The organism is Chthoniobacter sp., assembly GCF_040003245.1.
Lineage (GTDB): Bacteria > Verrucomicrobiota > Verrucomicrobiia > Chthoniobacterales > Chthoniobacteraceae > Chthoniobacter.
Genome location: NZ_JBDUCX010000010.1, coordinates 1 through 24,535, shown reverse-complemented (window position 1 = coordinate 24,535; position 24,535 = coordinate 1). Strand labels below are relative to the sequence as shown.

Here is a 24,535-nt window from a genome sequence, read left to right as displayed (position 1 = left end):
TCCGGAAATTCCGCATGTCTATGGAAGACAACCCGGCTCCACCAGAGGACGATCCTCAACCAGAACCTGAGAAGCCGCGCTTTTTGCTGCCCGACGGCTGCAAGGATCTGATCGACGTGCTGCGTCAGCGGGAGAAGCAGCCGCCCAGCGTCACCATCCCGGATCCTATCACCGTCCGCGAACTGGCGGCCACGTTGCATCTCAAGCCATTTCAACTCATTGGCTCGCTCATGGAATTGAATGTCTTCGCCACCATCAACGCTCCGCTCCAATTCGGCGTCGCCGCGAAGTTGTGCGCCCGCTACGGCGTGGTCGCCGTTAAAGCGACCTAACGTCACGGCAGGACTTTCGCCTTGCCGGTGCCGCCGCGCGGCGAGGTGTGTGGATAGTCGAGGTTGAGTTGCTGGTCTTTGACGGCGACGAATCTCGCTTCAGCATCTGCCACGGGCTGGCCGTCGATGCTGACTTTGACGAGATGGAAGTTGCGCACGGTGACATCGAGATCCGGCGAAAAGAGCTCGACCCAGTGCGCGGGATCTTTTCCGAGACGATAGGTGGCCGACATGGGGCCGATTTCGACGAGCTTGAAGGTGGGCGGCAGGGTGAAGTTGAGATTCACCTCTTCCACGCGCAGACCATCGACTTCGGCGGCGATCTGGATCACGCCGGGACGCGTAAAGTGGAGGCGTTGCAACAGGATGTTGCGGAGCTTTCCCAGCCCGGCGCTGGCATCCTGGTCGCGGCCCTTTTCGAGATTCGGCTGGTCGTAGAACTTGAACTCGCGGATGTCGGTGATGTCGCGCAAGACGATGTCGTGGATGTCGCAATCGAGCGTGGAGCCATCGGCGAAACGCTTCACGCCCGGCAGCAGTCGAATGGCATCGGTGCCATGCTGGCTCACCGGCACGCCCGTGATGTGCTCGATGGTGATGTGGTGAATAGGCCCGTAGGTGACGATGTAATTCACCCAATCCCACGCCGTGAGCGCCACCGGATCATCATGGGAATCGCCGCTCACGTTACGGATGACACCATTGCCGGAAGGGCCGTCCACGTGCACCCCATCGCGCTCGTGCCGGTCGAGCCGCACGCCGTCGACCACGAAGTCCTGCGCATTGCCCAAGTGCACGCCGAAGGGTTTGCTCTGCCGCACGGTGACGTTCTGCACCGTCACTTTTCGGACGTTGTGCAAAAGGATGACCCCGTGGGTTCCGGCCACGGGGTTCTGCTTTGCCGACGCTCCGCGGAGGTTGCCATTCGCGCCCGGCACGCCATTCGCCAGCGTCGTCCAGATGCCGCCTTCGATCCGAATATCCGTATCGGGCTCGACACCCGCGGGCACCGGCCGGTCATTGAATCCCACGACGTGCTCATTGCGCACCAGGCAGGTATTGGTGCCGGGCTTGAGCCGCAGCTCGGCGGTCGCGTCCGCGAGGAGCGACTGGCCCGACTTGAGGATGATCGGAGCATCCAGACAGTAAGGCTCCGCTCGCGCTGGAATGTGCACCGTGCCGTCTTTGAGCAGCGCAGCCTGAATCGCGTCGTTCCAAAGCTCGCCGCGAACTTCGCGGACCTGCACTTTGCCGTCCGCCTCCCGCCAGTTCTCCGACCAGCTTTCCGTCCGAACGAACGAGCGGAAGGCTTCGAGATTTTCGACCGGCACCGCTCCCGCGACGTCGCCGCAGAAGCCAGCCAGAACCAGAACGATCGAGAAAAAGAGAAAGGCGAGCGGGCGGATGTGCATCGAATCGACTGCGCGGGAAGTGCGCCGCAGGATGGTTGGGCTCAGCGTCGTCCCGGCGAGACGCACATCGCTACGGAGCGATCTGCACGCTCGGCAGCAAGCGCTGGGCGATTTCCTTGACCACGGCCGGCACGCCCATCACCACCACAACCCATGATTCCTGCCCGCGACTGAAATAAAGGCTCTCGGAGTGCTGCTCGCCAAAATTGGGGAGCGTGTAATCGGCCGACATGGTTTTGGCGGGGCCGTTTTGGACCTGCGTTTCGACGACCGACATCTTCAACTTGTCGATCCCCGGCGAGGCGCTCAGCGCTTCCTTTCCGCCTTCCAATTCGGCATCCATGCTCACCTTCGCCGCATCGGTGTAAGCCACATGGGTGATCTTGATCAGCGCGCCGTTGGTCTTCACGCCGTGCATTTCCATGAGCTTCACCCGGGGGGCAGCTTCCGCCGCCGGCTGGATATCCTCCTTCACGGGAGCGCCGGGCAATTCCACGCTCAGCCCCGCCACCGCACGGCGCTGCCAATCCAAAGACGAACCCTTGATTTCACCGATCCCGTGCCGGACCTGGTTCACACCCGACACGACGGCGATCAAGCCCACTATCCCTACAATCACGCGCACCGGCCACGCCAGGCCGGGCTTCTTTTTTGGGGCGTCAGGCGGGGGAAAGGGAGGAGCGGACATGGCGCGAGGTAATGCCCAATCGAGATGGGAAGCGAGCCCAAAGCAATCCACGCAGCGGCACTGCGGCGGATGTTCCGCCTGGCGGTGCGATCACGCTGGATCGCGGAGTCCGAAGCGGGCGGATCAGGAAACCGCTTCCGCCGGCTTGCGCGCGGGGGCGGCGTTCTTCCCGGTAAGATGCCCGTCGCCGGCGGTCACGCCGTCGAAGGCCTGCACATCCGCATTCGGAGTGCCGAGGGGCTTCTTGCCGAAGTTGAACTTGATGTTCTTCCACGTGTCGCCGGACTTACCGTTGATGCCGAGCGCGGCGGTGGGCTCGTAGCCGCAGTTCATCATGCAATTCTCGCAGCGCGGGTCGCGGGCGACGCCGTCGACGACGCCGATCTTGTCCCAATTGGTCTTCGCGAGCAGCTCGTTGTAGCTCGTGTAGTGGCCATCCGTCATCAGGTAGCACGGGCCTTTCCAGCCGCGGACATTGCGCGTGGGGATGGCCCAGGCGGAGCATGTGAGGTCGCGCTTGCCGGCGAGGAATTCGAGATACACCGGCGTCCCGAAGATGGGGAATTTTTCGCCCCACTCCTCGATCTTGGCGAACTTCTCGATCGTCATCTTGCGGGTGAGAAAGAAATTCTCCGGCGCGATGCCGAGACGTTTCACCATGTCGGCCTTGGCCGCGTCGTATTCGTAGCCGGGCGCGATGGTGTGGCCATCGAGACCGAGCGTGGACAGGTAGGCGAACAGGTCCTCGATCTCGCGGACTTCGGTTTCCTTGTAAACGGTCGTATTCGTGGCCACCTGATAGCCGATGATCTTCGCCATGCGCATGGCGAGCACGGCTTCCTTGAAGACACCTTCGCGCTCCACGATGAGGTCATGCGTCCGCTCGAGGCCGTCGAGGTGCACGTTCCAATACATCCACTGCGTCGGGGCGATGACCGGTGCGGCGGGATCCTTGGGGCCCTTGCGGATTTCCTCGGCGTCCTTGGCCGTAATGAGCTCTTCGCTGAGCAAAACCTGGAGCTTGTCCTCCGCGCGCTGCGGATCGCGGGCAAAGAGCGCCGCGAGATACGCGCGCATCTTCTTCCGCATGAACATGGCGTTCGTGCAGACGTAAACGATGCGCTTCTGGGCCAGCAGGCCGCCGACGAGCGCCTCGATCTCGGGATAGATCAGCGGTTCGCCGCCGCAGATCGACACCATGGGCGCGCCGCATTCCTCGGCCGCGCCGAGGCAATCGGCCAGTGGCATGACGTTCTTGAGAGAGGTCGAGTACTCGCGAATGCGCCCGCAGCCGGTGCAGGTCAGGTTGCAAGTGTGGAGCGGTTCGAGTTGAAGGACCGTCGCGAACTTCGCTACGCCCTTCAATTTCTTGCCGATGATGTAAGCGGCAATTTTAGCCGTAAGCGCGAGCGGAAATCTCATGCGATGGGCGAGTGATATACGCGTAAGTCTCGAATTGGCAATCGTCTTCAACCCGGAAATTGAAATAATACCTGTATCGGGGAAAGCGCCCCGGCCCTGAAAACAGGGAAAAATAGCGACCTCGACAGTGTAGGGCGCGTGTCCCCACGCGCCGGCTGGCGCCGCGAACCTGGCCCCCGGCGGGTGAGGACACCCGCCCTACACCCGAAACGTACGCGCCTCTTGGCTCCTGGCCCTCGGCACTGAGCACTGAGCACTGAGCACTGAGCACTGAGCACTGAGCACTGAGCACTGAGCACTCACCCCTTGGCTCTTGGCTCTTTCCCCGCCATCCCCCATCCTCACCCCTTCATGCCGTCCTGGAGCCTTCTCTATCTGGTGAGCGCGTGGACGATCCGTCTCGCGATGCTCTTCTACGTGCCCCAGCAACGCAGCGCCGCCGCCTCGCGGACCTGGCTGCTGCTCATCTTTCTCCTCCCTTGGCCCGGTCTGGCGCTTTACGCGCTCTTTGGCCGCATCCGCGTGCCCCGCGAGCGTATCGAACAGCAGAAACGGGCTTCGCAACGGATCATGGATGCGCAGACCCATCTCCTGCCGCACGTCGTCTGTCAGCCGCCGCTTCCGGATCATCTCGCCCACCTGCCCCATCTCGCGGCCAAACTCGGTGATTTCGAGGTCTTTGAAGGCAATGCCGTCGAGCTTCTCCCCGATTACCAAGGGTCGATCGATCGGCTGGTGAGCGACATCGACGCCGCCCGGAATCACGTCCACCTCCTCACCTATATCTTCGCGGCGGACGCCACGGCCGAACGGGTGGCCGAAGCGCTGATCCGCGCGGCGAAACGCGGCGTCCACACCCGGGTGATGGCCGACGCCGTGGGCTCCCGCCCCGGCCTGGCCCGCCTCGCCCCGCGCCTGCGGCAGGCGGGCGTCGAGGTCGTCGCCATGCTGCCGGTGGGCTTCTTCCGCCACAACGCCGCGCGCTTCGACCTGCGCAACCATCGCAAGCTCGCCGTCATCGACGGCCACATCGGCTACGCCGGCTCGCAGAATATCGTCGACCCGAATTTCGTCCCCGGACATCCGAACGAGGAACTGGTCGCCCGCGTCACCGGCCCGGTCGTCGCGCAGATTCAAGCCGTCCTCCTCGCCGACTACTACATCGAGACCGACGGCGCGCTGGACACCGACCGCTTCTTCCCGGACATCCCTCCCACCGGCCAGATCGCCGCCCAGATCCTGCCCAGCGGCCCCGGCTACCAGCGCGAGAATGGCGCGGAACTCTTCATCGCCCTGCTCTATGCCGCCCGGCAGCGCGTCGTCCTCACCACCCCCTATTTCGTGCCCGACGAACCCTTCCTCGCCGCGCTGCGATCCGCCACGCGCCGCGGGGTGGAAGTGCGCCTCATCGTCTCCGGCCACGGCAACCAGCGGCTCACCCAGTTCGCCCAGCGTTCCTATTACGAAGACCTGCTCGCCGCCGGCGTGCACATCCATCTCTACCGCCCGCACTTCCTGCACGCCAAACACCTCACCGTCGACGACTCCATCGCCCTCCTCGGCTCGACCAATATCGACATCCGCTCCTTCGCCCTGAACGCCGAAGTCAGCCTCATCCTCTACGACCGCGAAGCCGTCCAGCGCCTCCGCGCCGTCCAGGACCGCTGCCTCGCCGCCAGCGACGAACTCGACCTCGCCACCTGGCGCAGCCGCCCCCCTTCCCAGCGCGTCCTGCAAAACCTCGCCCGCCTCGCGGACTCGGTGCTCTGAATGGCTTCGGAGGATATTCCCCTCTCCCATTTCCATTTTCCATCTCCCATCGACCCTCCCCTAGACCCGCTTTGCCTTGAATCCAAAACCGAGAGGCATTCCTGCGTCCATTTTACTCCTGCCCAAGTCCGTCCCAGTGCTGCGCTGAGATTCCCGCTTCGCGGATCACCCGTTTCACCACCGTCCAATCCAAGTCACCTCGATGCGGATTCGGAATCGGAATCTTGTTTCCATTCGTATGGCGCATGACTTCGTGTTTTCCGCCCGGTTCCGGTCCTTGCCAGCCACAGAGACGCAAGCGGCGGATCAACTCCCGACGCTTAATCGGCTTCGGCATAGATCGGCTGCGGATTCAGATCGATCCCCTCGATGACCGCAAAAGAATCCCCGTGCCGCAGACCGACGACGATCCAACTTTCCAACGCATCCTGCAATTCGCTCCGGCACGCTTCCACCGTATCCCCGTCCGCCCAGCAACCGGGGCATGCCGGGATCTTCCCGAAGAAACGCCCGTCTTCCATGATCTCGTAGTGGGCCTGCCGCATCGCCGCCTGGATGTACTCGGTGAGCATAGGGTGGAAGATATACCAAATGATGCCGACTGGGTATCAAATTATCGCCTCAGGAGTTCGGCGGTGGACCGCAAAACGGCGATTTCCGCACCCCCCAGCCGCACGTTGCCGGAGTGGCGACGCGAACTGCTTCGCAGGCCCCACCCACTCTGCGATCGCGCAGCCGTCCAAGGCATCTGCACCATTCAGAAACGCTGCCTCACCGCCAGCGAAGAACTCTACCTCTCCATCTGGCGCCACCGCCCCACCGCCCCACCGCCCAGCACGTCCTGCGTGGTAAAGAGACATGTGCCGACCCGCATTGGTTGGTAAAGCCTAGTCTATGGTAGCCAGTCGGTTTACGCACGCTTTACGGCATGGAGGGTCTTGCCGGCCGCACTTTTCCATTCCAGCCATCCATTGGCGTTTCGACCCAAGAGAGCAACCGCAGCCATGCTGGGGGAACGAAACAAATGATCCTTCGCGAAAACTACCTTCTCGCCTTCCTCCCGCATCACGCCTGATTCCAGGAGCCGCAGCCGCAATCGATGGTGTGCGGTGTCGATGATGGAGGGCACGTTCTCTTTGCGCCCCACGGAACCCTTGAGCACGACGAAACCCTCCGGCGTGTACAGGCCACGTCCATTCGTGTCGGAGCCTTTGCAGAAAAACAGTTCCTCCGTCTTGGCGGTCGCGACAGGCGCGGCTACGGGGTCGAAAATTGGGTGACCGAGTGTAGCCAGCAGGATTTGACCGGTCTCAAAGATTTCCAAACAGTCCGCTTCGAGGGGCGCAGGCGTGTGTGGCCTCGTGCCTTTCGTGCCGTTTTCGTCCGCATAGCGCCCCGCCCTTCGGGACTCTTGCAGACAATGCCACTCCAGAAATTCCGCGTGCGTCTTGATCAAGCTGTTCGTTCGGGAGATCATCACCAATGCACGCTCCCAAAACTCCTTGTCCTTGTTGTGCTTGAGAAGGCGCGCGCGCAGATCGCCGGTCTGGCCGATGTAGACCTTCAAATCGGTGCCGTCATCCGACTCGCCAATCAGGAAGTAGAGCGCAACCTGTCCGCTCTCCGGCATCTTTAGGAAGCTTTGCAGCAAACTTCGCGGAACCTCGATTACCTGGACGATCCGGGTGGTGATTTCGGCCACGCGGATCCCCCGGGGATCTCCATCTGGCAGGAATATCTGAATCGTTTTGGGGGTGGCCATAATACCCGGAAATCGGCAGCACCCACGTTTGACGGGCCAGCAACCGATCCGTCAACACATCTTGGCACGTGCTCTCGCGGGCGGGGATCCCATAGTCGTTTATGTGCCAGCTTTTCCTCGTTACCAAAGTGAGGCTTTGGTAACGCACCCGTCCGGTAGCAACTGCGTTGCGCGGCGGGGCAGGATGAGCGGCAACGACAGCCTCCTCCATCTCATTTTTTCCTTGACTTTTCGACCCAGACATGCGACACTTTCGCTCGCAAACATAGAATGGACGTTGGGCAGGGATTTTGCCGACCGAGATGGCTGAGGAACGGAGGAAGGGAGACGAAACACATGCAATGCGAGATGAACCTATTTTTAATGCACGGCACGACCGTCGCCGCCAGGCGACCGGCCCGCCGTCGCTGCTGCCCAATTCGGAAATCCAGCCAAACGAACCATTCCACGCCGGCACTCCGCTCTCACTTACAGAGGCGCTCGCACCGAATCGCACTCAATCGCAGTCATGAATCAAATCACCGCCAGAAGCCGCGAATCCAGCTCGCTGCCCAACGCAGCTTGGGACGCCACTTGGTTCTCGGCTCTTGGCTCCTGGCGCTTCCTTCAATCACACCGAATCGCACCCATCCGAGCGGAGCAAACCGAAGATGGTGCCGTGGGCGGAGGTGGGCGGCACAAAAGCCACGCGCAGCGTGCCCGAAGGGTGGCAGCGGCGGCTGCCAGCAATCGCACCCATGAATGATCCCGCTCCGAACCGCAAAATCGTCCCGCCTGAAGGTGGAGGGCGGGTGTCCCCACCCGCCGGGTTGAGGCTGCGAATCAAACGCCCACCGGCGCGTGGGGACACGCGCCCTCCACCCCGCGCGCAGCCATCAGTCCAGTGTAATCGTGTCCAATCGTGCCTGATCGTGCCTCCAAATTTTTCCGCTCCGGCACGGGCTCGCCGGAACGCGGTCGTCCACGATGTGCGTCGCGCCCAACCTCCTACCCCAATCCCACCTCAATCTCACTCCGATCCCACCGCATTTACAGAGACTCAAGCGGAGCGAGAGGCCAACCGCAGGTTGTCCCGAAGGGATGGCGGCGGCGGCCGCCAGCAACATCCCACCGATCCCACCTGATCCCACTCACCAAAAATAGAACGACTTCTCCCACCCGCTTTTGTGCCCCTCTGTGCCTTATTGTGGCCATTCCTCCCTAGCCCGTCTAGTGCCTCGACTCCTGAGTGACTCCACCATTTCTTTGCTGACAACCCCGCGCCCAATTATTCACTCTCCCCTCCCCGCTGCCGACGACGGCAGTGGCAACCCTCAAGCCTCCATCTCCATGTCCGCTCATTTCCCGAATATCAGCAAGATCGCCTACGAAGGCTCGAAGTCGAAGAATCCCCTCGCGTTCAAGCACTACAACGCCACGGAAGTGGTCGAGGGCAAGTCGATGCACGATCACCTGCGCTTCTCGGTGGTCTACTGGCACACGATGTGTGGGCAGGGCGCGGATATGTTTGGCGGGCCGACGGCGATTCGCCCATGGGAAGCGGGCAAGACGGGGCTCGACCTGGCCAAGGCGCGCGTGCCGGCGTTTTTCGAGATCGTGGAGAAGCTCGGCGCACCTTATTACGCGTTTCATGATCGCGACGTGGCGCCGCTCGCGGCGACGCTGAAGGAATCGAACCAGTGGCTGGACACCATCGTCGCCCTGCTCAAGGAACAGCAGCAGCGCACGGGCATCAAGCTGCTCTGGGGCACCTCGCAGCTTTTCGCCCACGCCCGCTATGCGCAGGGTGCGGCGACGAGCCCGAATGCGGAGGCGTTTGCCTTTGCCGCGGCGCAGGTGAAGAAGGCGCTGGAAGTGACGAAGGAACTGGGCGGCGAGGGCTACACTTTCTGGGGTGGTCGCGAGGGCTATTCCACGCTGTGGAATACGGACATGAAGCGGGAGCTCGATCACCTCGCGAAGTTCCTGCACATGGCGGTGGACTACGCGAAGCAGATCGGTTTCAAGGGCCAGTTTTACATCGAGCCGAAGCCGAAAGAGCCGACCAAGCACCAGTACGACAGCGACGCCGCGGCGTGCCTGAATTTCCTGCGCGAATACGACCTGCTCCCCTATCTCAAGCTGAACCTCGAGACGAATCACGCCACGCTCGCGGGCCACTCCATGCAGCACGAAATGGAAGTGGCCGGCGCCGCCGGCGCGCTCGGCTCGATCGACGCGAACACGGGCGACCTGCTCCTCGGCTGGGACACGGATCAATTCCCGACCGACATCTATCTCACCACGCAGTGCATGCTCAGCATCTTGAAGTACGGCGGTCTCACCACCGGCGGCGTGAATTTCGACTCCAAGGTGCGCCGTGAGAGCATCGACCCCGAGGATCTCTTCCACGCGCACGTCGGCGGCATGGACGCCTTCGCCCGCGGCCTCAAAATCGCCGCCGCGATCCGCGCGGACGGCCGCCTCGCGAAGTTCGTCAAGGACCGCTATGCTTCGTGGGACAGTGGGCTCGGTGCCAATATCGAAGCGGGGAAAGAATCCTTCGCGACGCTGGAGAAATTCGCGCTCGAGAAGGGCGAAGCCGGCGGTGCGGCGAGTGGGCGCCAGGAGTTCCTGGAGAACTTGATCAACGAGTTTATCTGAGATCTAAGATCGACGCACGTAGATTCCGCAGCGGAGCGTCCCAAAAACCCGCCGTCATCCTGAGCTTGCGAGCCGAGGCTTTGCGAGACGTCCGTGGTGCCGTGGGGACGACGACCTCTGATTTCGCTCGGGCATCTTGCACGCCGTTTTCAGAGACAGGTCAGCGCCATCTTTTGCCGTACGAGTGAGGAAAGGCAGAGATCAGAGGTCCTTCGCAAGCTCAGGATGACGGCGGGTAGGCTGGGCGCCTTCGGCGTCCGTGCCCCATTCTCCCTACCGCTTCGGGATCCGATTGAGCGTGTAGTAGGCGTCGGGATGATCGAGCGGCGCGCCCGCGGCGGAGCGCACGCCTTCGCAACGCAGCTCGTGGACGTAGAGCTCCCGCCGGCCGTCGACCTTCAGCCGCACGCGCAGATGGTCGGCGCTGACGGTCGCGGCGGTGATGGGATTCGCTTCATTTTGGATCTCATCGCTCCCGTAGGCGCCGGAGTAAAAGTAGGTGTAATTCTTCATCGTGTACGACGCCGGTTTCGCGGCCGTCGCAGGATCCACCGGCGTGGTGAAGACGAGTTCAAAGCCATCGGGCAACGCGTGCATCTCGCGGATGGCAAAAGGCGTCGTGCCATTCCAGCGCACGCGCTGGAGGCCGTACGATTTCGTTCCGAGTGAGGACCAACCGCGGCTGGTCATGCCCACCATGAGACTGCCATCCGGCGCGAAGAGCAGCCGCACGATGCCGGAGGCAAATCCGCTGAGAAACGGAAATGCGGCGCCTTGGTAATCGCCGTCGACTTTCTCCATGAAGACGCGGCTCACTTTCGCATCGGTGAACTCCGCGACCATCATCTGGCCATCGAAGGGTCCGAACTTCCCGCCTGCATTGCAGGTCGCGAGATCAGTGCCGCTGCGGCCCATCTTCACGTAGGGCAGCCACACGGCGGGCGGACGCATCTCCGGCAAGGCGTGGAGCGCGTCGGGATACGGCACCTTTTCCGGCACTTTGGCGGAAAGCTTCAGCGGCGAAGCGGGCAGGTCCTGCGAAGCGATGCCTTCCGGGTTCAGGAAGAAGGCGCCTTCGCGCAGATGATAGATCGGCGTGGCCGGGACCCACGTCCCCTGCTGGTCCACACAAAACATATCGCCCGCGAGATTTGCCCCCAGCCCGCAGGGCGAGCGCATGCCCGCGGCCATCGGGTGGAATTCTCCATAGGAAGTGATCGTGCCGCCCCAACCGCGCCACGGCGCTTTATTATTCGCGTGCTCGCCCATGTCGACATTCAGCGTGACCCACAGATTGCCGTGGCCATCGCGGCGCGGCCCGTAGGCGTAACCGTGATAAGCGCCCGAGACATTCCAGCCGTTCCCCGCGGTCAGATATTCGTCCGCCACGCCGTCGCCATTCGTGTCGCGCAACCGGGTCATTTCCGTGCGCTGGGTCACGAGCAGGCTGTCGCTGTCCCACAAAGCGCCGAGGGGTTCGTGCAGCCCGGAAGCGAAAAGCTGATACTTCACCTGATCGGGCGCGCCGAGTACGCCATCGAGCATCCACACTTCACCTTTGCGAATCGCCACGGCGAGCTTGCCCTGCGGCGTCCAATCCATCCCGCTGACTTCCAAGGCCAGACCGGCGCTGGGTTTCCATTCCTTGCTGCGCGAAGCAGAGGGCGAATTGGCTGTGAGGATATCGACGATCTCGTACGGCTCCGCCGCACTCGCAACGGCGGCAGAAGTGAGGAACGCGAGGGCAATGAGCGAGGCTTTCATTTCCACAAATAGGTAAAGACGCGATGACCCGCCGCGCTGCCGGGACCTTCCGCGACACTCACGCCGGCGGGATGCGTGATGGCCGGCGACTCCGGCGCGGAGGCATTCCAGGTAACCGTCCGTCGCAAGCCATTTTCGATGCCCTCGATGCGTTCCTCCACCGCCACGCCATCGATGGAAAAGAGGAAGGTCGGCACGCCCTGCGAATCGAGACGATAGCCCGCGAAGCGGCGCTTCGCTTCGCTCGGAGGCGCGGGTTGCCACGCCACGATGGCCTCGCCCGGCGGCTTCTCGAAGGGTGCGAAGCGCGAGAACCACGTGTTGTAGGCGTCGAAGAATTTACCCTTCCATGCGAGCGCGGGCCGTGCGTTCTTGCCGTCGTAGGCCAGGTGCACGCCCGTCGGAAAGCCGACGAGAATCGCGTGCGTGCCGGCGCCTTCCATGAAGGTGCGTTGCACGATGGGGCGATCTTTCGGGACGAGTTCAAACTCGCTGCTCCCCAATGCAGGAAAGCCCTCCGGCTCCCCGTTCGCACTCGCGGCGAAGGAATAGATCGAGGCGATCTGCCGATCAGTATTGCCGCCGAGGATTTCGCCATTCGCTGCTTTCCCTTCGGGCCAGAAAGACGGCATCAGCGTGCCCGGCCGGTAGCCCGCGGGATTGATCAAGTATTCGCGCAGCCAGCCGGGCTGAATGCGTTGCCCAAGGTTGCTAAGATCGAGCGCTTGAATGCCGATCGAAGGATGCTGCCCCCAGCGATGGCAGGTAATGCAACCGATGCCGCCTTGCGTCCCCATCAGCTTCCGCCCCGCGGTGTCATCGCCACCCGTGAGCGCCGATTCTTTCTTCGCGTCGGTCGCGGAAAGCATCGCTCCGAGCCCCGCCGTCGCCGTGCCATAAACCGGCATCTTCGTATGCAAATAGGGGCGCACGCGATATTCGCCGGTCAGCACTTTCACCAGCCACTCAGGCTGCAACTTGCGACCCACGCCGGTGAGCGGGGGCGGATAGCGTCCCGTGTCGCCGAGACTGGGATCACCGAGAAAATAAGCCTGGCGCGCCGCACCGGGTCCGCCGCGTCCGTCACGCTCGTGACAGGCAACACAGTTGAGCGCTTCCAGCGTGAGCATCGTGAGTTGTGCGGGCGTCGCCGCCTTCTCTCGCTGCGCGAGGAAAAGTTTCAACGCGGCTCGCTGGTTTTCGGCCAGTTCATAATGCGGCACGCCCGCTGTCGTCTTCGCATCCAGGCAGCCGCCCTCCTGGCGTTTCAAGGCTACGGGCTGCGCCGCTACTTCCGACGGCAACTGATGACATGCACTGCAGCGCGCCGCCGCGACGATGGTCCGTCCGCGTTCCGCCTGCGCTTTGTCCGCCTGAAATACTTCGACGCCCGGAGCGGCTTTCCCCACGCTCGATTCGTAATGCAGGAGGTAAGCGGCAATATCCACCGCATCCGCCACCTCCATCGCCGTGCGCGGCATGCGCCCGTCGGGACGCACCTTGAGCGGATCGGCAATGAACGCCGCCAGCGAAGAAAGCACCCATTTTTCTCCGAGGTTCGGAAAGCCTGCCGCGCGATAGGTGAAATCCGAATCCTTGGGCGCCCCCCCTTCCGGCGGGGTGAAATCCGCTTGCGGTGCATGACAAGCCACACAGCCGAGGCTGTGAAAAAGTTCGCCGCCACGGGGCGCATTCACGTCCCCCATCGCCTTCGCTTTCGCGGTCGACTCCGGCTTGAGCGAGCCGAGGTAATTCAACACCGCATCGATGTCACCCGGCTTGTCCGTCGCGAGCAATTGCGGCATCGCCGAGCCGGTGTGCGCAGCGGAAGGACTCGCGAGAAATTTGCGCAGCCACGCGGCCTGCACCCGTCGCGTGACGCCACTCAGTTCCGGGCCGCGTCGCGCGGGCAAGCCGGTGTCCCCACCGTGGCAGTTCGCACAGCCGAGTTCGTTAAAGAGCAGTCGCCCACCCTCCGCGGTCGGCGCGTCTTTATGGAAACGCTCGAAACCCACCACCAGCGGCTCCGCGTGCAGCGTCAGCGCCGTCAGCAACGACGCCAAAAGAATCGCCACCGGGCGCTTCATCACGCGGTTTCTTTCAAGCAGTTTTCCACGTAGGCCCGCGATTTATTCACCGCCGCCGTGACTTCTGCGGTCGTCGGCAGAATGGGCACCCCGCGTGGAGTTGGGTGCATGAAGCACGAAACCACGCCCGCAAAGCGGATGCCCCGCAGCGCCTCCACCACCAGCCGATAGTCGAGCGGGCCGCCGAAGCCGGGCATCTGCTGCATCTCGATTTCCTTGGAGACCTTTTTGCTGATGCCCTCGGAGTATTCCTGGAAATAGACAAACGGCAATTGCGCCGCGCCGAGATCGCGAATGAGCGCCGGGATCTGGTCCTGCCACTCGTGCAGATGATGAAACGCGAAAGCGACGCCCAGCGCCGGCGAGCGATTAAACTCCGCGAAATAGCGCAACGAATCCGGATGATAGAGCGCGGTGTTGGCGTGATTCTCGATAGCGATCGTCACGCCCAACTCCTCCGCCTTCGCGACGTGCGGCTTCATGTCTTCCATGAATTTTTGCAGCGCCGCCTTGGCCTCCGCGCCCTCGGGATTCTTCGGCCCGGAACTGCCGCAAAGCACGATCTTCCCGCCGAGCTTTTTCAACCACGCCATCTCGTCCTGCAGCTTCATCGGCCCGAGCGGATAGCGTGTGCTCACACCCAGCTTCGTGTGATTTTTCTCCAGCAAAGCGGCAAACGCGTCGTCGCCCATTTCGGCGATCTGTTCGCGCTGGTTACCATGCGCCTTGCACCAGATGTCGATCGACTCACATCCGGCCTTCGAGACTTCCGGCAGAATGACGTCGAGCGGCGTCTCGCCATACAGCGCGGACGAAAGAACGTAGCGAAGCCGAAATGGTTCGGGTGCGGCCAAAGCGGAGCCAGCGGCGGCAGCACCAAGCGTGTGAAGGAACGTCCTGCGCGTGATCATGGGGAAGAACGGTGGCGATCGCTTAAGCGCCGCGCTGCGCATCCATCATCTTGATCCACGGCGCCACAAAGTGGCCGCTGTCGTGATAGGTGCGCCCGCTGAACATGTGCCGGTCGATGACACACGGTTCGTTCACGTAAATGCCGCCGCAGACCTCGAGATCGAATTTGCACTTGGCCACCGTCGCCATGCGCAGGCCTTTCACGATGCCGGCCCGCGCCGGAATTTCCACGCCGTGACACACGCTGGCCATCGGCTTCTTGTTTTCCCAGAACCAGCGCGTGATGCGGAGCAGGTCCTCGTCCTCGCGAATGTATTCCGGCGCCCGGCCGCCGCTGAAGAAGATGCCCGCGTATTCCTCGGGCTTGATATCCTTGAAGGCGATTTCCGCATCGATGCTGTAGCCTTCCCATTCCTTGGTGATCGTCCAGCCCGGTTTGACCTCGTGCAGCACCATCTGGTATTTGCGTTTCTCCGGCGCGGCGACCACCGGCTGATAGCCACCCTCGATCAAGCGGTAGTAGGGGTAAAGCGTGTCTACGGTTTCCGTGGCGTCGCCGACAATGACAAGGACTCTGGGGTTCATGACGCGCACTCTAACGGCTTGGCCGCCGATGTCACTGCAACTATGGTGCAGGCGTCCTCAGGTTTTTCGTCACCCCGATTTCACCCCTTTCATGACCAAACGCCGCCGTATTCCCCGCGTCGCCCTGCTCGTCGAGACCACGCGCACCTACACCCGCGAACTCCTCGCCGGCGTGCGCCGCTACCTCGCCGCGCACGGGCCTTGGTCCACTTTTCTCGAGTTGCGCGCGCTCGATTCCTCGCCGCCCTCGTGGCTGCGCGACTGGGATGGCGACGGCATTCTCACCCGCACTTTCACCCCGCAGATGGGACGTCTCATCGAGGCCACCGGCCTGCCCGCCGTGGAGTTGCGCACCACCACCTTCGGCGGCGACCGCCCCTACGTCGGCATGGACAACCGCCTCATCGGCGCCTCCGTCGCGGCGCATTTCCACGAGCGCGGCTACCGGCAATTTGCCGCTTACAGCCTGCACACCGAGAGCTTCTTCATCGAGCGTATGCGAAATTTCGTCAGCACTGTCGAAGCGTTCGGCGGTCGCTGTTCGCTCTTGCCGGAGACCACCTCCGACAGCGCCGCCGATTGGGAAAAGAGCCAGGCCCGACTCGTTGCCTGGCTGAAAGAACTGCCCAAGCCCGTCGGCATCTTCGCCGCCAATGACCAACTCGGCGTGCGCCTGCTCGAAGCCTGCCAGCGCGCCGGCATCGCGGTGCCCGAGGAAGTCGCCGTCGTCGGTGCCGAAAATGAAGAAACGCTCTGCACCTTCGCCACGCCGCCGCTGTCCAGCGTACGCTACGATGGACAAGCCGTCGGCTACGTCGCCGCCGAGATGCTCGATCGCCTCATGCGCGGGCAACGCCTGCGACGCCGGTCCGTGCTCGTGCCGCCGCGCGGCATCGTGGTGCGGAATTCCTCCGATAGCCTGGTGATCAACGATCCTTTCGTCGCCCACGCGGCCCGCCTCATCCGCGAAGACGCGCTCACCGGCCTGAACGTCGACCAACTTTGCCGCAAACTGAACGCCTCCCGCAGCACCCTCGATCGCCGCATGAAAGCCGCGCTCCATCGCACGCCGAAAGAGGAGATCCTTCGGGTGCGCTTCCGCGAGGTCGAACGCCTCCTCCGCGAGACCGATCTCACCATCGACACGATCGCCACGCAAACCGGCTTCTCCCACAGCCATTACCTGCAGGCCGCCTTCAAGGAAACCCATGGCACGACACCGGGGAAGTGGCGGGAGGCGCAGATGGCGGTCACGCATCGCGGGCTAAGGTGAACCACGAAGACACCAAGGCACGAAGGTCAGTACGACGCGGCAGGCATCACCTCATTGCCCTTCGTGTCTTCGTGGTAAATACCCTCCCTGTCCTCAGGGTTTTCCCCCGGCCGAAACCCCTTCACCGGCTCGCTTAGTGCTGACCATAGGTCGTGTTCACAAACTCACATCGACAGGCCTTCACCTTGATTGAGGTCAGCTTCGCGGTCGCGGTCTTCTCCCTGTTCGCCGTCAGCTCCATTTATGCACTGACCCTCGCCAACCAGTTTGCCAGCACCTCGCGCTACGAGACGCTGGCCCTCGCGGCTGCGCAGCAGAAGATCGATCAGATCATGACCACGCCCTGGAGCGTGGGGAGCACAGCTCCCGCGGTGCTCGCGGCCAACTCCACCCCCGTCACCACCACCGAGAATAACCTCCCGCTGAACAACGATGCTCTCAATGCCGGGACTGGCCTGAGCAGTGCCTTCACCAGTTACGACACCCAGGTCCTCGATTCCCGCACCACGACCATCACGAAGCTCACGGACTGCTCGGGAAACTCGGGGACCAGTTCCCGCCTGCTCCGTGCAGACGTCGTCGTGGCCTTCACCTATCGCGGCAAGCCGCACACCGTGACTCTCAACACCCTGCGCGGCACCGATGACTTCTAGGCCATGAAGAACTCCCGCCTGCAGGCCCACGCCTTTACCCTCGTCGAGATGATCGTCGCCGGCGCCATCACCGGCATCCTCAGCGCGGGAGTCATGATCTACTCGTCCTCGGCCATTCGCATGGTCACGCGCAATCTGGCGACCAATCACAGCCACGAATCCGCGCGGGGATCACTGGAGAGGCTGTTCTCCGAGGTGCACAATTCGGCGAGCCGGTTTCAGTTGATCAACTTCAATGGCATCACTTACACCGACGTCGCCGCCGTGGCCTCCAGTGACAAGGACGCCTACACCCAGCAGTACGTCAGCAATCGCGCCAACGGCGTACGGTTCATGCGACTGGCCGCCGGACCTTGCAAGATCACCGGCAACGGCTCCGCCTCCACCGTCGCCGCGACCGACACCACCCTGGAACTCGATGTCACCGGCGGCACCTACACGCCGAGTGTGGGCGATAAGTTGCAGATTCCGCTCATCTCCCACGAGTTCAATATCATCGCGCCCGCGCCGGTGAAAACATCGGGTAACAAGTGGAAAGTCACCCTCAGCAGCGCCATCGGTTTTTCGATCCTCACCGCCAGCGGCACCACGACCTCCGGACTCACCCTCACGAATCCCATCTCCAGCGGGTATTTCTATCAGCGTTGCGGCTACACGGTCGTGAACAATCAGTTGCGGTTTCACCCGAATCTCACCGATCCCCCCTATCCCGCGACTGCCGCAGCGAACGACGTGCCCGTCGTCATCAAGAGCAACATCACTTCTCCGAAGCCGTTCGGCCTGCTCTTTCCGACTTCGACCTCCACGCTCACCGACGCCACGAATCTGCGCGTTTCTCTCGAGGCCTACGACCTGGCCTACAGCGCGCGCCTTTACCAGAACGCCACCACCACTTTGCAGGTCACCATCCCCTCCCGCAACCAGCCCCCCGTCGTGAGCGGGAACTAGCCATCATGAAACCGGGGCCTGTCCCAAATACCCATTCCGAATCTGCCGCCGCTCTCCTGGCGGTCCTGTTCGTCATTGCGATCATGGCGTCGGCGGTCGCGGTGATTTACACGGTCACGACCGCGGAGGGCCGCCTCATGAAACGGACCGTCGACCGCACGCGAGCCATCGCCTATGGGGATGGAGTCATTCAAAACCTGTTCGACCAATGGCGCCTGGCCTTGTCCAACACCCAGGATCCCACCCAGCACGCCAGCGGCCTCACTTACAACGAGTTGATGAGCGGCACCGCGACCTCTCCCGCCACGTCTGTCCCCTCGCCTTTGCCCTTGAAGGCACCCACCTCGAGCCAGATTCCCATTCCTGCGGGCCTGGCTCTCACCGCCTGGAGCGTGCGGCCGGCCGATCCTTACTTGAACCTCATCGCCGACTCCGCCACCCGGCCGACGCCGGAGAACGGTACCAATTCCCGCATGCGCGTCCGGACCTTTTATATCGCCAGCGCCACGGTGAGTTTTCGAGGAGGCAAGGTCACGGTGGAGCGACCCTTCGTCCGTTCGGGTCGCAATATCTTCGATAACTTTCTCTTCAGCACGCAGCCCGTCACCGAGATCAATCCCGGTGCGTCGATGTACATTAACGGCACGATCTACGCCGGTGGGGATCTTTATACCGGCACGAACAGTCTCAACCTGCAGCAGGATGTGTCCTACACCGGCAATTGGACCATCGGATACGCCCCTGGCGACCCTCACGCCAGCTCGCCGAGCACGCCTAAATGGCCTTCCGGCGACGCTCCGCATGCGGGTGCGCAGCAGAAGCTCCTCGATACCCCGCTCTCCAGCCTCGATCCCAACTTCATCGATGGCATCAGCAGCAACGACGCCGATTCCGACTCCAACCTGAATAACGACGGCTATCACGAAATGATCGAGGATCTCAAATCGGGCTCCGGCACGGACCCATTGCAAATCGACTCTTCCGGCAGCAGCGAACGCCTCTCCAGCAATGCCGACTACCGCATCTACATCGATGCCAGCAACGACGTCACCATCTACAAGGGTGCTTCCGCCACCGCGATGACCAGCGGCGCGGACTACACGGCCATTATGGGCGCGATCACTACCAACACCACCCTCAGCGATGGCCGTGAGAACGATAACGTCCGCCTCGTGAACGTCGACGTCGGCCGGATCACCAACGCCGTCAACGCCGCCTCCGACACCTACGATACGGTGGGCAACAACGATGGCCTGCTGCTCTATATCGATGACACCAGCGCCGGCACGAGTGTGACGACCCGCGGCTATTCGGGCTACACGACGACTGCCACGGGCAATGGCAATCTCACCACCACCGGCGGGACCGCCCGGACCAGCACCAGCAAACGCGCCATTCGACTCGTCAATGGAGGTTCGCTGCCCACCGTGGGCTTCGCCGTCGCCACTCCCAACCCGGTTTACATCCAGGGCGAGTACAACAGCGGGGCCACGACGAACTATTCCTCCACCACCGGTGGCACTTCCACCGCCAGCGCCCTCACCGTCACCAACCTGCCCGCCTCCGATGCCAGCGGCGCCTATCCCTCCGGCACCTCCGCGCCCGACGAAACCTCCGGCACCTACGTCAAGAAAGTGGCCGCGATCGCGGCCGACGCCGTAACCATTCTTTCCAACAAATGGAGCGACGGCAATTCCACCGCCGGCCTTACTTCCGGTTCCCGCAACCCCTCCAACACCACCGTCAACACCGCCATCGTCGCCGGCAATGTGCCCACCACCACCAGCGCCTATAGCGGCGGCCTCGAGAATTTTCCACGCCTCCTCGAGAACTGGACCTCCAGTCTTTACCTCACCATCCACGGCTCCTTCAGCCTGCTCTACGACAGCGAGCAGGCCACCGGCGTGTGGCAGAACACTGGCAACTACTACAACGCGCCCAGCCGCCGTTGGTTCTTCGACACCACGTTGCAGGACAAAAACCCACCCGGCTTTCCCGTGGCTTACGCCTACAGCATGGCCGCCTGGACCCTCAAATGAATCTCTCTCCTTCCTCCACCCTCCGCCTTGTCGCCTGCAGCCTCTCCATTCTCGGCTTCGCACTCTCCACGACGTACGCGCTCGACCTCACCCCGCGACACGGCTTTCGCCAGGGAAACGAAGGGCCATCCACCCCCGTCATCCAATTCGCCGACGGCAATGGTCTGGTCTCCTACGTGCCACCTCCCGACTGGAGACCCAGCGGGAGCGGTAAACTCGTCACTTTCTTCACCGCCGATCCCACCTCCTGGATGAAACTGGAAATCGTCGCCAAGTCCGGCCCGTTATCGTCCGGTGACGCCTCCCTGCCAGCGGAGAATATGCAAGCCTGGGCAGCGAAATTCCTCCCGCCCGGCGTGGGGAACGTAGAGTTCGTCAGGATGGTACCCGCGCCCTGGACCATCGGCGCGAGCCAAAGCACCGAATGCATTTTCAATTTCACGATGAGCGGCGTGCGCGCCACGATCTCCATCTCCGCCGTCGATCTTAGCGCCAAGGAGCTTCTGGTCATCCGCGTCCGCGCGCTGGAGAAAAACTTCGAGCACATCCGCGAGCAGGCCATCACCAGCATGTTCAGTTGGTCGCCCGCGGGGTAGGTTGTGAAATCAGTCCGCGCAACACAGCGAGCCCGATTGAAGGCGTGACAAAAGGAATGATTTGAAGTAGGATTCTCCCGGTCATGAGCAAAGCTGCTTTCCGCGTAATCCAGGATTCAAAACATGTGGGGACGCTGCCTCGCCGCACGGTGGCGGATGCCGTGCGTACGATCAGCCGGAATGCGAAAACGGGAGAAATCACCGTCAAGCGCGACCGCCATGGCGTTCGCACCGGGACAAAGCGATAAGCGGAGTGGGCCATGGCGCTCCCTCCCGGCGAATATGACTTGAGCGTCTTCATCAACTGCCCATTTGATCGGCAGTACTTGAAGCTGTTCAATGCCATCGTGTTCACCGTTCACGATTGCGGATTCATCGCTCGTTGCGCCCGGGAAATCAACGATGCCAGCCAAATTCGGGTCAGCAAGATCTACCAGATCATTTCGGAATGCCGCATCGGCATTCACGATATTTCCCGGACCCAACTCGACAGAAAGTCCCGCCTGCCGCGTTTCAACATGCCGCTGGAACTCGGGATATTTCTGGGAGCGAAAAGCAGCGTGAGAAGTTGTGCCTGATTCTCGACCGCGAGCCATATCGATATCAAAAGTTTTGCTCAGACATCGCCGGACAGGACATTGGTGCGCACGGCGGGAAAATTGAGCGGGCCATTTCCGAAGTACGCGACTTTCTGCGCAGCAGCCGGCGCGGTGTCATGATTCCCGGTGGAGCAAAAATCTTCCGTCGTTACATCGCCTTTCAAAACGCGTTGCCTTTGCTTTGCCGAAAACTCGGGATGAAGAAGAGCGAGTTGATTTTCAACGATTTCACCACGCTCGTTTCCGAGTGGCTGAAGTTGCACGCAAAACCGTAGTCAGAATGAGGACGTCGCCAGGTGATGGTGCCGCTCTCAACCGCAAGGCCGCAGTTCAATTTGTGGCGTGGGAAAACGCCGTCGCCGGCACGTCCTGCTTCGGCCCGTCATTGCGGCTCCATTGCCAAGTGAGGCCCGGCACACCCGCCTGCCGGCGCGCGTAGTAGAACCGGAATGGGTGCCGGCCCGCTTGCAGGCGCACGGCTCCGGTGACTTCCGCTCCCGGCGGATAGCCGAAGTCCGCGTCGATCACCGTGGCGTCGTGGATGCGCAGGAGCGCACCGGTGTCGGCCGTCACGTGAAAGCGGTATTCGCCATCCTCCGGCACTTCGATGTAGCCGGTGAAGAGCAGCGCGACATCATTGGCGCGCGGGCTCACGTCGAGATCGGGCCGCGGGCTGGTGCCCTGCGCGGTGGGCGTCATCCCATCGACTCGCGGCACCCACGGTGAGGCTTGCGCGAAGGCCCGCCATTCGACGCCGGGCGTGGTCGAAGCCGGCTTCACCGCCGGCTGCAACTCCGAGTCGTACGGTCGCGCGGCGGACGCGTTCGGGCGGCGGATCGAAGGCACGATGTCGTGCAACTGCCGCTGGAGCGCGGCGTATTCGCTGCTGCTGTCGGCGAGGTTCGTGGCCTCCTGCGGGTCGGTCACCACGTTATAGATTTCAAAGGGATCAGCCGCCGTGCGGATGTCATAACGTACGCCCATGAAATCGCCCACGCGGATCGCCTGCATTTGATTGCGCTGGCGGCTGCGATGGCCGGGCAAAAACTCGGGGTAACCCGGCGTCTTGCCCTTCACGAAGTATTCGACATAGATCGGCGCCGTCCGCTTTTGCTCCTGCCCTCGGAGCGTCGGGACGAGCGAAACCCCATCCGCTCGCGCCGGAATCGGCACGCCCGCCAGCTCGGCGAAAGTCGCCAGCCAGTCATAATGCGCCGAAGGCTCGCGACTCAGGCTGCCCGCGGGTATGAAGCCGGGCCAACGGGCGAGCGCACCCACGTGCACGCCGCCCTCCCAGCAATCGCGCTTGATCCCATCGAACGGCCCGAAGCTGCGAAAGAATTGCGGCGTGAAGGGCTCGGGCAAATACGACTCCATGCTCACCCCATTGTCCGAGGTGAAGACGACGAGCGTGTGGTCATCGATGCCGAGGTCCTTGAGCAGTTGCAGGACATCGCCCACGCAGTCGTCGATCCGCCGCACGGCGGTCGCGTAGCGGCGATCCACATCGGGCCACGGTTTCTCCGGCGTCGCCGCGTCGTGATCGTCGTCCCAGGTAGCATTCGCGTACTCGGGATGGCACCACGAATCGGGCTTGCCGTCCGCCGTGTTGATCATCCGCCCCGCCGTGCCGAGCCACTGCACGCCGCCCTTCACCCCGCCCCCCGCCGGATAGGGGCCCGGCGGATACTGGATCTTCGCGTGCGGCGTATCGAGCGCGAGATAGCACATGAAAGGCTGCCCGGGATGCGTCGCGTGCTGGTCCGTAATCCATTTCTTGGCCCGCGCCGTGAAGAGATCCGCCGTGTAACAGCCCGCAAGATCCGCGGAGACTTCGCGTTCCATGTCCCAGACCTGTTTGCCATCCTCTTTCGGATAATGCGCATGGCCATCCCCATGTCGGATATAGCCGTAGTAATAGTCGAAACCGCGCTTCGTCGGAAATCCCGCCCATTGCGCCGGCCCGGCTTTCGCCGCCGCCGGATCCTTTTCCGCCGGCCCACCTTGCAAACCCCACTTGCCGATCGCCGCCGTCGCATAGCCCGCGCCTTTCAGTACCGTGGCCAGCGTGTGATTATTCTCCAGCGCTTTGTCGAATTGATTGTCCCGCACGTTGGCATGCCCCTGGTGCACCCCGAGCAGCAACGACGCCCGCGACGGCGCACACACCGGCGCCGAGCAATAATGGTCGCGCAACTGCAACCCCTGCGCCGCCATCGCATCCAGATGCGGCGTGGAATGCCAAGGCTGGCTGCGGTCATTCGCCGCCCGCCGCTGGTTTTGATAAAACACCCCGAGATCCCCCCACCCCAGATCATCCACGAGCACAAAAACAATGTTCGGCCGCGGAGCCACCTCCGCCGCCGGCAAGCGAACCAACCTGATGCAGTAAAAGACAAAAAGAAGAGCTAGAGGGGATTTCATGATAATGTTCTTGGAAGCGGAATTTGCCATCGCCCGTCTAGCACCAACATCGACCGGCGCCGGGGCGCTTATGGCCTGGCGCGCTGGAGCAGCAGGTAGGTGTGATCCGTGTTCTTCTCGGTCTTGAAGGCCGCCGGACGATCTCCGCGCTCGCCGGTGCAGAGCTTCAGGGTGTCGCCGGTGAGCACGTAAATGCCGACCTGATTGTGGCTGTTCAGGAAGTCGATCTGGGCCGGCTTCGCGGTCGGGTCGACGCGAAAACGAATGAGCGGCGCGCCCATGATCGACACGGTGTCCCCGGTGAAGATCAGCGTGATCTTTTCCAGCATCCCCGGCGGCGGGGGTTCGCCGTTGGAGGTCGCCTCAATCGCCCGCCACGTCCCCTGCAACGACGCCACATCCTGATCCGCCGCCTGACAAGACCAGGGCACCATGACCAGAGCCACAAGGGCGAAGAGCAGAGTCGATTTCATAGTTTCGCAGGGGGAGAGGAGATGGCCGTCGGTGCCGCACCGGCAGCAAAAAACTAGACTCCACCAAAGCAGAGAGCCTTCTGCGAGGGGGAAATCTTTTGCGCGCTGCGACGTGAGAGCCAGAATCGTCTGCTGTAGCGGCGGTCTGTGACC

The 24,535-nt window shown here is 62.5% G+C and carries 22 protein-coding genes; 9 read left to right on the top strand and 13 right to left on the bottom strand.

What is annotated here, in order from left to right; all coding sequences use genetic code 11:
• Window positions 1-14 precede the first annotated feature (14 nt).
• Complete coding sequence (locus tag ABJF10_RS02495; RefSeq protein ID WP_348542935.1) at window positions 15-332, top strand: hypothetical protein; 318 nt, start codon at window positions 15-17, stop codon at window positions 330-332.
• Between the two features lie 2 nt (window positions 333-334).
• Here ABJF10_RS02495 and ABJF10_RS02490 read toward each other — a convergent pair whose 3' ends face one another.
• The 3 genes from ABJF10_RS02490 to ABJF10_RS02480 all read right to left on the bottom strand — a co-directional run bounded on the left by ABJF10_RS02490 (window position 335) and on the right by ABJF10_RS02480 (window position 3,854).
• Window positions 335-1,744, bottom strand: a complete 1,410-nt coding sequence (locus ABJF10_RS02490) for a hypothetical protein (protein ID WP_348542934.1) — start codon at window positions 1,742-1,744, stop codon at window positions 335-337.
• A gap of 70 nt (window positions 1,745-1,814) precedes the next feature.
• On the bottom strand, window positions 1,815-2,432 hold the full coding sequence (locus ABJF10_RS02485) for a hypothetical protein (protein ID WP_348542933.1): 618 nt from the start codon (window positions 2,430-2,432) through the stop codon (window positions 1,815-1,817).
• A 123-nt stretch (window positions 2,433-2,555) separates the two neighbouring features.
• Window positions 2,556-3,854: a DUF3463 domain-containing protein gene (locus tag ABJF10_RS02480; protein ID WP_348542932.1), complete on the bottom strand. Its 1,299-nt coding sequence runs from the start codon at window positions 3,852-3,854 to the stop codon at window positions 2,556-2,558.
• Window positions 3,855-4,205: 351 nt separating this feature from the next.
• On the opposite strand from ABJF10_RS02480, the gene cls reads away from it, so the two are divergent.
• The gene (gene cls, locus ABJF10_RS02475; protein WP_348542931.1) at window positions 4,206-5,624 is read left to right on the top strand and encodes a cardiolipin synthase; all 1,419 of its coding nucleotides are present in this window, start codon (window positions 4,206-4,208) and stop codon (window positions 5,622-5,624) included.
• Window positions 5,625-5,736: 112 nt separating this feature from the next.
• Here the strand turns inward: cls and ABJF10_RS02470 are convergent, their stop codons facing one another.
• The 3 genes from ABJF10_RS02470 to ABJF10_RS02460 all read right to left on the bottom strand — a co-directional run bounded on the left by ABJF10_RS02470 (window position 5,737) and on the right by ABJF10_RS02460 (window position 7,386).
• On the bottom strand, window positions 5,737-5,961 hold the full coding sequence (locus ABJF10_RS02470) for a type II toxin-antitoxin system HicA family toxin (RefSeq protein ID WP_348542930.1): 225 nt from the start codon (window positions 5,959-5,961) through the stop codon (window positions 5,737-5,739).
• Window positions 5,945-6,196, bottom strand: coding sequence for a type II toxin-antitoxin system HicB family antitoxin (locus tag ABJF10_RS02465; RefSeq protein WP_348542929.1), 252 nt, complete (start codon window positions 6,194-6,196; stop codon window positions 5,945-5,947). Before ABJF10_RS02465 ends, ABJF10_RS02470 begins: the two co-directional genes overlap by 17 nt.
• 338 nt (window positions 6,197-6,534) lie before the next feature.
• On the bottom strand, window positions 6,535-7,386 hold the full coding sequence (locus tag ABJF10_RS02460; protein WP_348542928.1) for a GIY-YIG nuclease family protein: 852 nt from the start codon (window positions 7,384-7,386) through the stop codon (window positions 6,535-6,537).
• Window positions 7,387-8,715: 1,329 nt separating this feature from the next.
• Between ABJF10_RS02460 and xylA the strand changes: the two genes are divergently transcribed.
• Window positions 8,716-10,029, top strand: coding sequence for a xylose isomerase (xylA, locus tag ABJF10_RS02455; RefSeq protein WP_348542927.1), 1,314 nt, complete (start codon window positions 8,716-8,718; stop codon window positions 10,027-10,029).
• 273 nt (window positions 10,030-10,302) lie between these two features.
• On the opposite strand, the gene ABJF10_RS02450 is transcribed toward xylA, so the two are convergent.
• Genes ABJF10_RS02450 through ABJF10_RS02435 form a run of 4 tightly spaced genes read right to left on the bottom strand, consistent with a single transcriptional unit; the run spans window position 10,303 to window position 15,377 of the window.
• Entirely contained in the window at window positions 10,303-11,793 is a 1,491-nt protein-coding gene (locus ABJF10_RS02450) for a hypothetical protein (RefSeq protein WP_348542926.1), read from the bottom strand.
• Window positions 11,790-13,880 (bottom strand): c-type cytochrome, encoded by a 2,091-nt coding sequence (locus ABJF10_RS02445; protein ID WP_348542925.1) that lies wholly within the window; start codon window positions 13,878-13,880, stop codon window positions 11,790-11,792. The genes ABJF10_RS02450 and ABJF10_RS02445 overlap by 4 nt, the downstream gene beginning before the upstream one ends.
• The gene (locus tag ABJF10_RS02440; protein ID WP_348542924.1) at window positions 13,880-14,791 is read right to left on the bottom strand and encodes a TIM barrel protein; all 912 of its coding nucleotides are present in this window, start codon (window positions 14,789-14,791) and stop codon (window positions 13,880-13,882) included. The genes ABJF10_RS02445 and ABJF10_RS02440 overlap by 1 nt, the downstream gene beginning before the upstream one ends.
• Before the next feature lie 22 nt (window positions 14,792-14,813).
• Entirely contained in the window at window positions 14,814-15,377 is a 564-nt protein-coding gene (locus ABJF10_RS02435) for a DJ-1/PfpI family protein (protein ID WP_348542923.1), read from the bottom strand.
• Between the two features lie 91 nt (window positions 15,378-15,468).
• Here ABJF10_RS02435 and ABJF10_RS02430 point away from each other — a divergent pair, with 91 nt between their 5' ends.
• The 5 genes from ABJF10_RS02430 to ABJF10_RS02410 all read left to right on the top strand — a co-directional run bounded on the left by ABJF10_RS02430 (window position 15,469) and on the right by ABJF10_RS02410 (window position 20,886).
• Window positions 15,469-16,650 (top strand): DNA-binding transcriptional regulator, encoded by a 1,182-nt coding sequence (locus tag ABJF10_RS02430; protein ID WP_348542922.1) that lies wholly within the window; start codon window positions 15,469-15,471, stop codon window positions 16,648-16,650.
• 152 nt (window positions 16,651-16,802) lie between these two features.
• Window positions 16,803-17,303 carry a prepilin-type N-terminal cleavage/methylation domain-containing protein gene (locus ABJF10_RS02425; RefSeq protein ID WP_348542921.1) on the top strand — a complete coding sequence of 167 codons (501 nt, stop codon included), beginning with the start codon at window positions 16,803-16,805 and terminating at the stop codon, window positions 17,301-17,303.
• Window positions 17,304-17,306: 3 nt separating this feature from the next.
• Window positions 17,307-18,251, top strand: coding sequence for a type II secretion system protein (locus tag ABJF10_RS02420; protein WP_348542920.1), 945 nt, complete (start codon window positions 17,307-17,309; stop codon window positions 18,249-18,251).
• Between the two features lie 5 nt (window positions 18,252-18,256).
• On the top strand, window positions 18,257-20,290 hold the full coding sequence (locus tag ABJF10_RS02415) for a hypothetical protein (RefSeq protein WP_348542919.1): 2,034 nt from the start codon (window positions 18,257-18,259) through the stop codon (window positions 20,288-20,290).
• Complete coding sequence (locus ABJF10_RS02410; RefSeq protein WP_348542918.1) at window positions 20,287-20,886, top strand: hypothetical protein; 600 nt, start codon at window positions 20,287-20,289, stop codon at window positions 20,884-20,886. Before ABJF10_RS02415 ends, ABJF10_RS02410 begins: the two co-directional genes overlap by 4 nt.
• Window positions 20,887-21,002: 116 nt before the next feature.
• On the opposite strand, the gene ABJF10_RS02405 is transcribed toward ABJF10_RS02410, so the two are convergent.
• Window positions 21,003-21,353: a hypothetical protein gene (locus ABJF10_RS02405; RefSeq protein ID WP_348542917.1), complete on the bottom strand. Its 351-nt coding sequence runs from the start codon at window positions 21,351-21,353 to the stop codon at window positions 21,003-21,005.
• On the opposite strand from ABJF10_RS02405, the gene ABJF10_RS02400 reads away from it, so the two are divergent.
• On the top strand, window positions 21,335-21,760 hold the full coding sequence (locus ABJF10_RS02400; RefSeq protein WP_348542916.1) for a hypothetical protein: 426 nt from the start codon (window positions 21,335-21,337) through the stop codon (window positions 21,758-21,760). The genes ABJF10_RS02405 and ABJF10_RS02400 overlap by 19 nt on opposite strands.
• A 55-nt stretch (window positions 21,761-21,815) precedes the next feature.
• Here the strand turns inward: ABJF10_RS02400 and ABJF10_RS02395 are convergent, their stop codons facing one another.
• Together ABJF10_RS02395 and ABJF10_RS02390 are read right to left on the bottom strand one after the other, a co-directional pair.
• Entirely contained in the window at window positions 21,816-23,909 is a 2,094-nt protein-coding gene (locus ABJF10_RS02395; RefSeq protein ID WP_348542915.1) for a sulfatase-like hydrolase/transferase, read from the bottom strand.
• A gap of 68 nt (window positions 23,910-23,977) precedes the next feature.
• Window positions 23,978-24,382, bottom strand: a complete 405-nt coding sequence (locus tag ABJF10_RS02390; protein ID WP_348542914.1) for a TIGR03067 domain-containing protein — start codon at window positions 24,380-24,382, stop codon at window positions 23,978-23,980.
• Window positions 24,383-24,535: the final 153 nt, after the last annotated feature.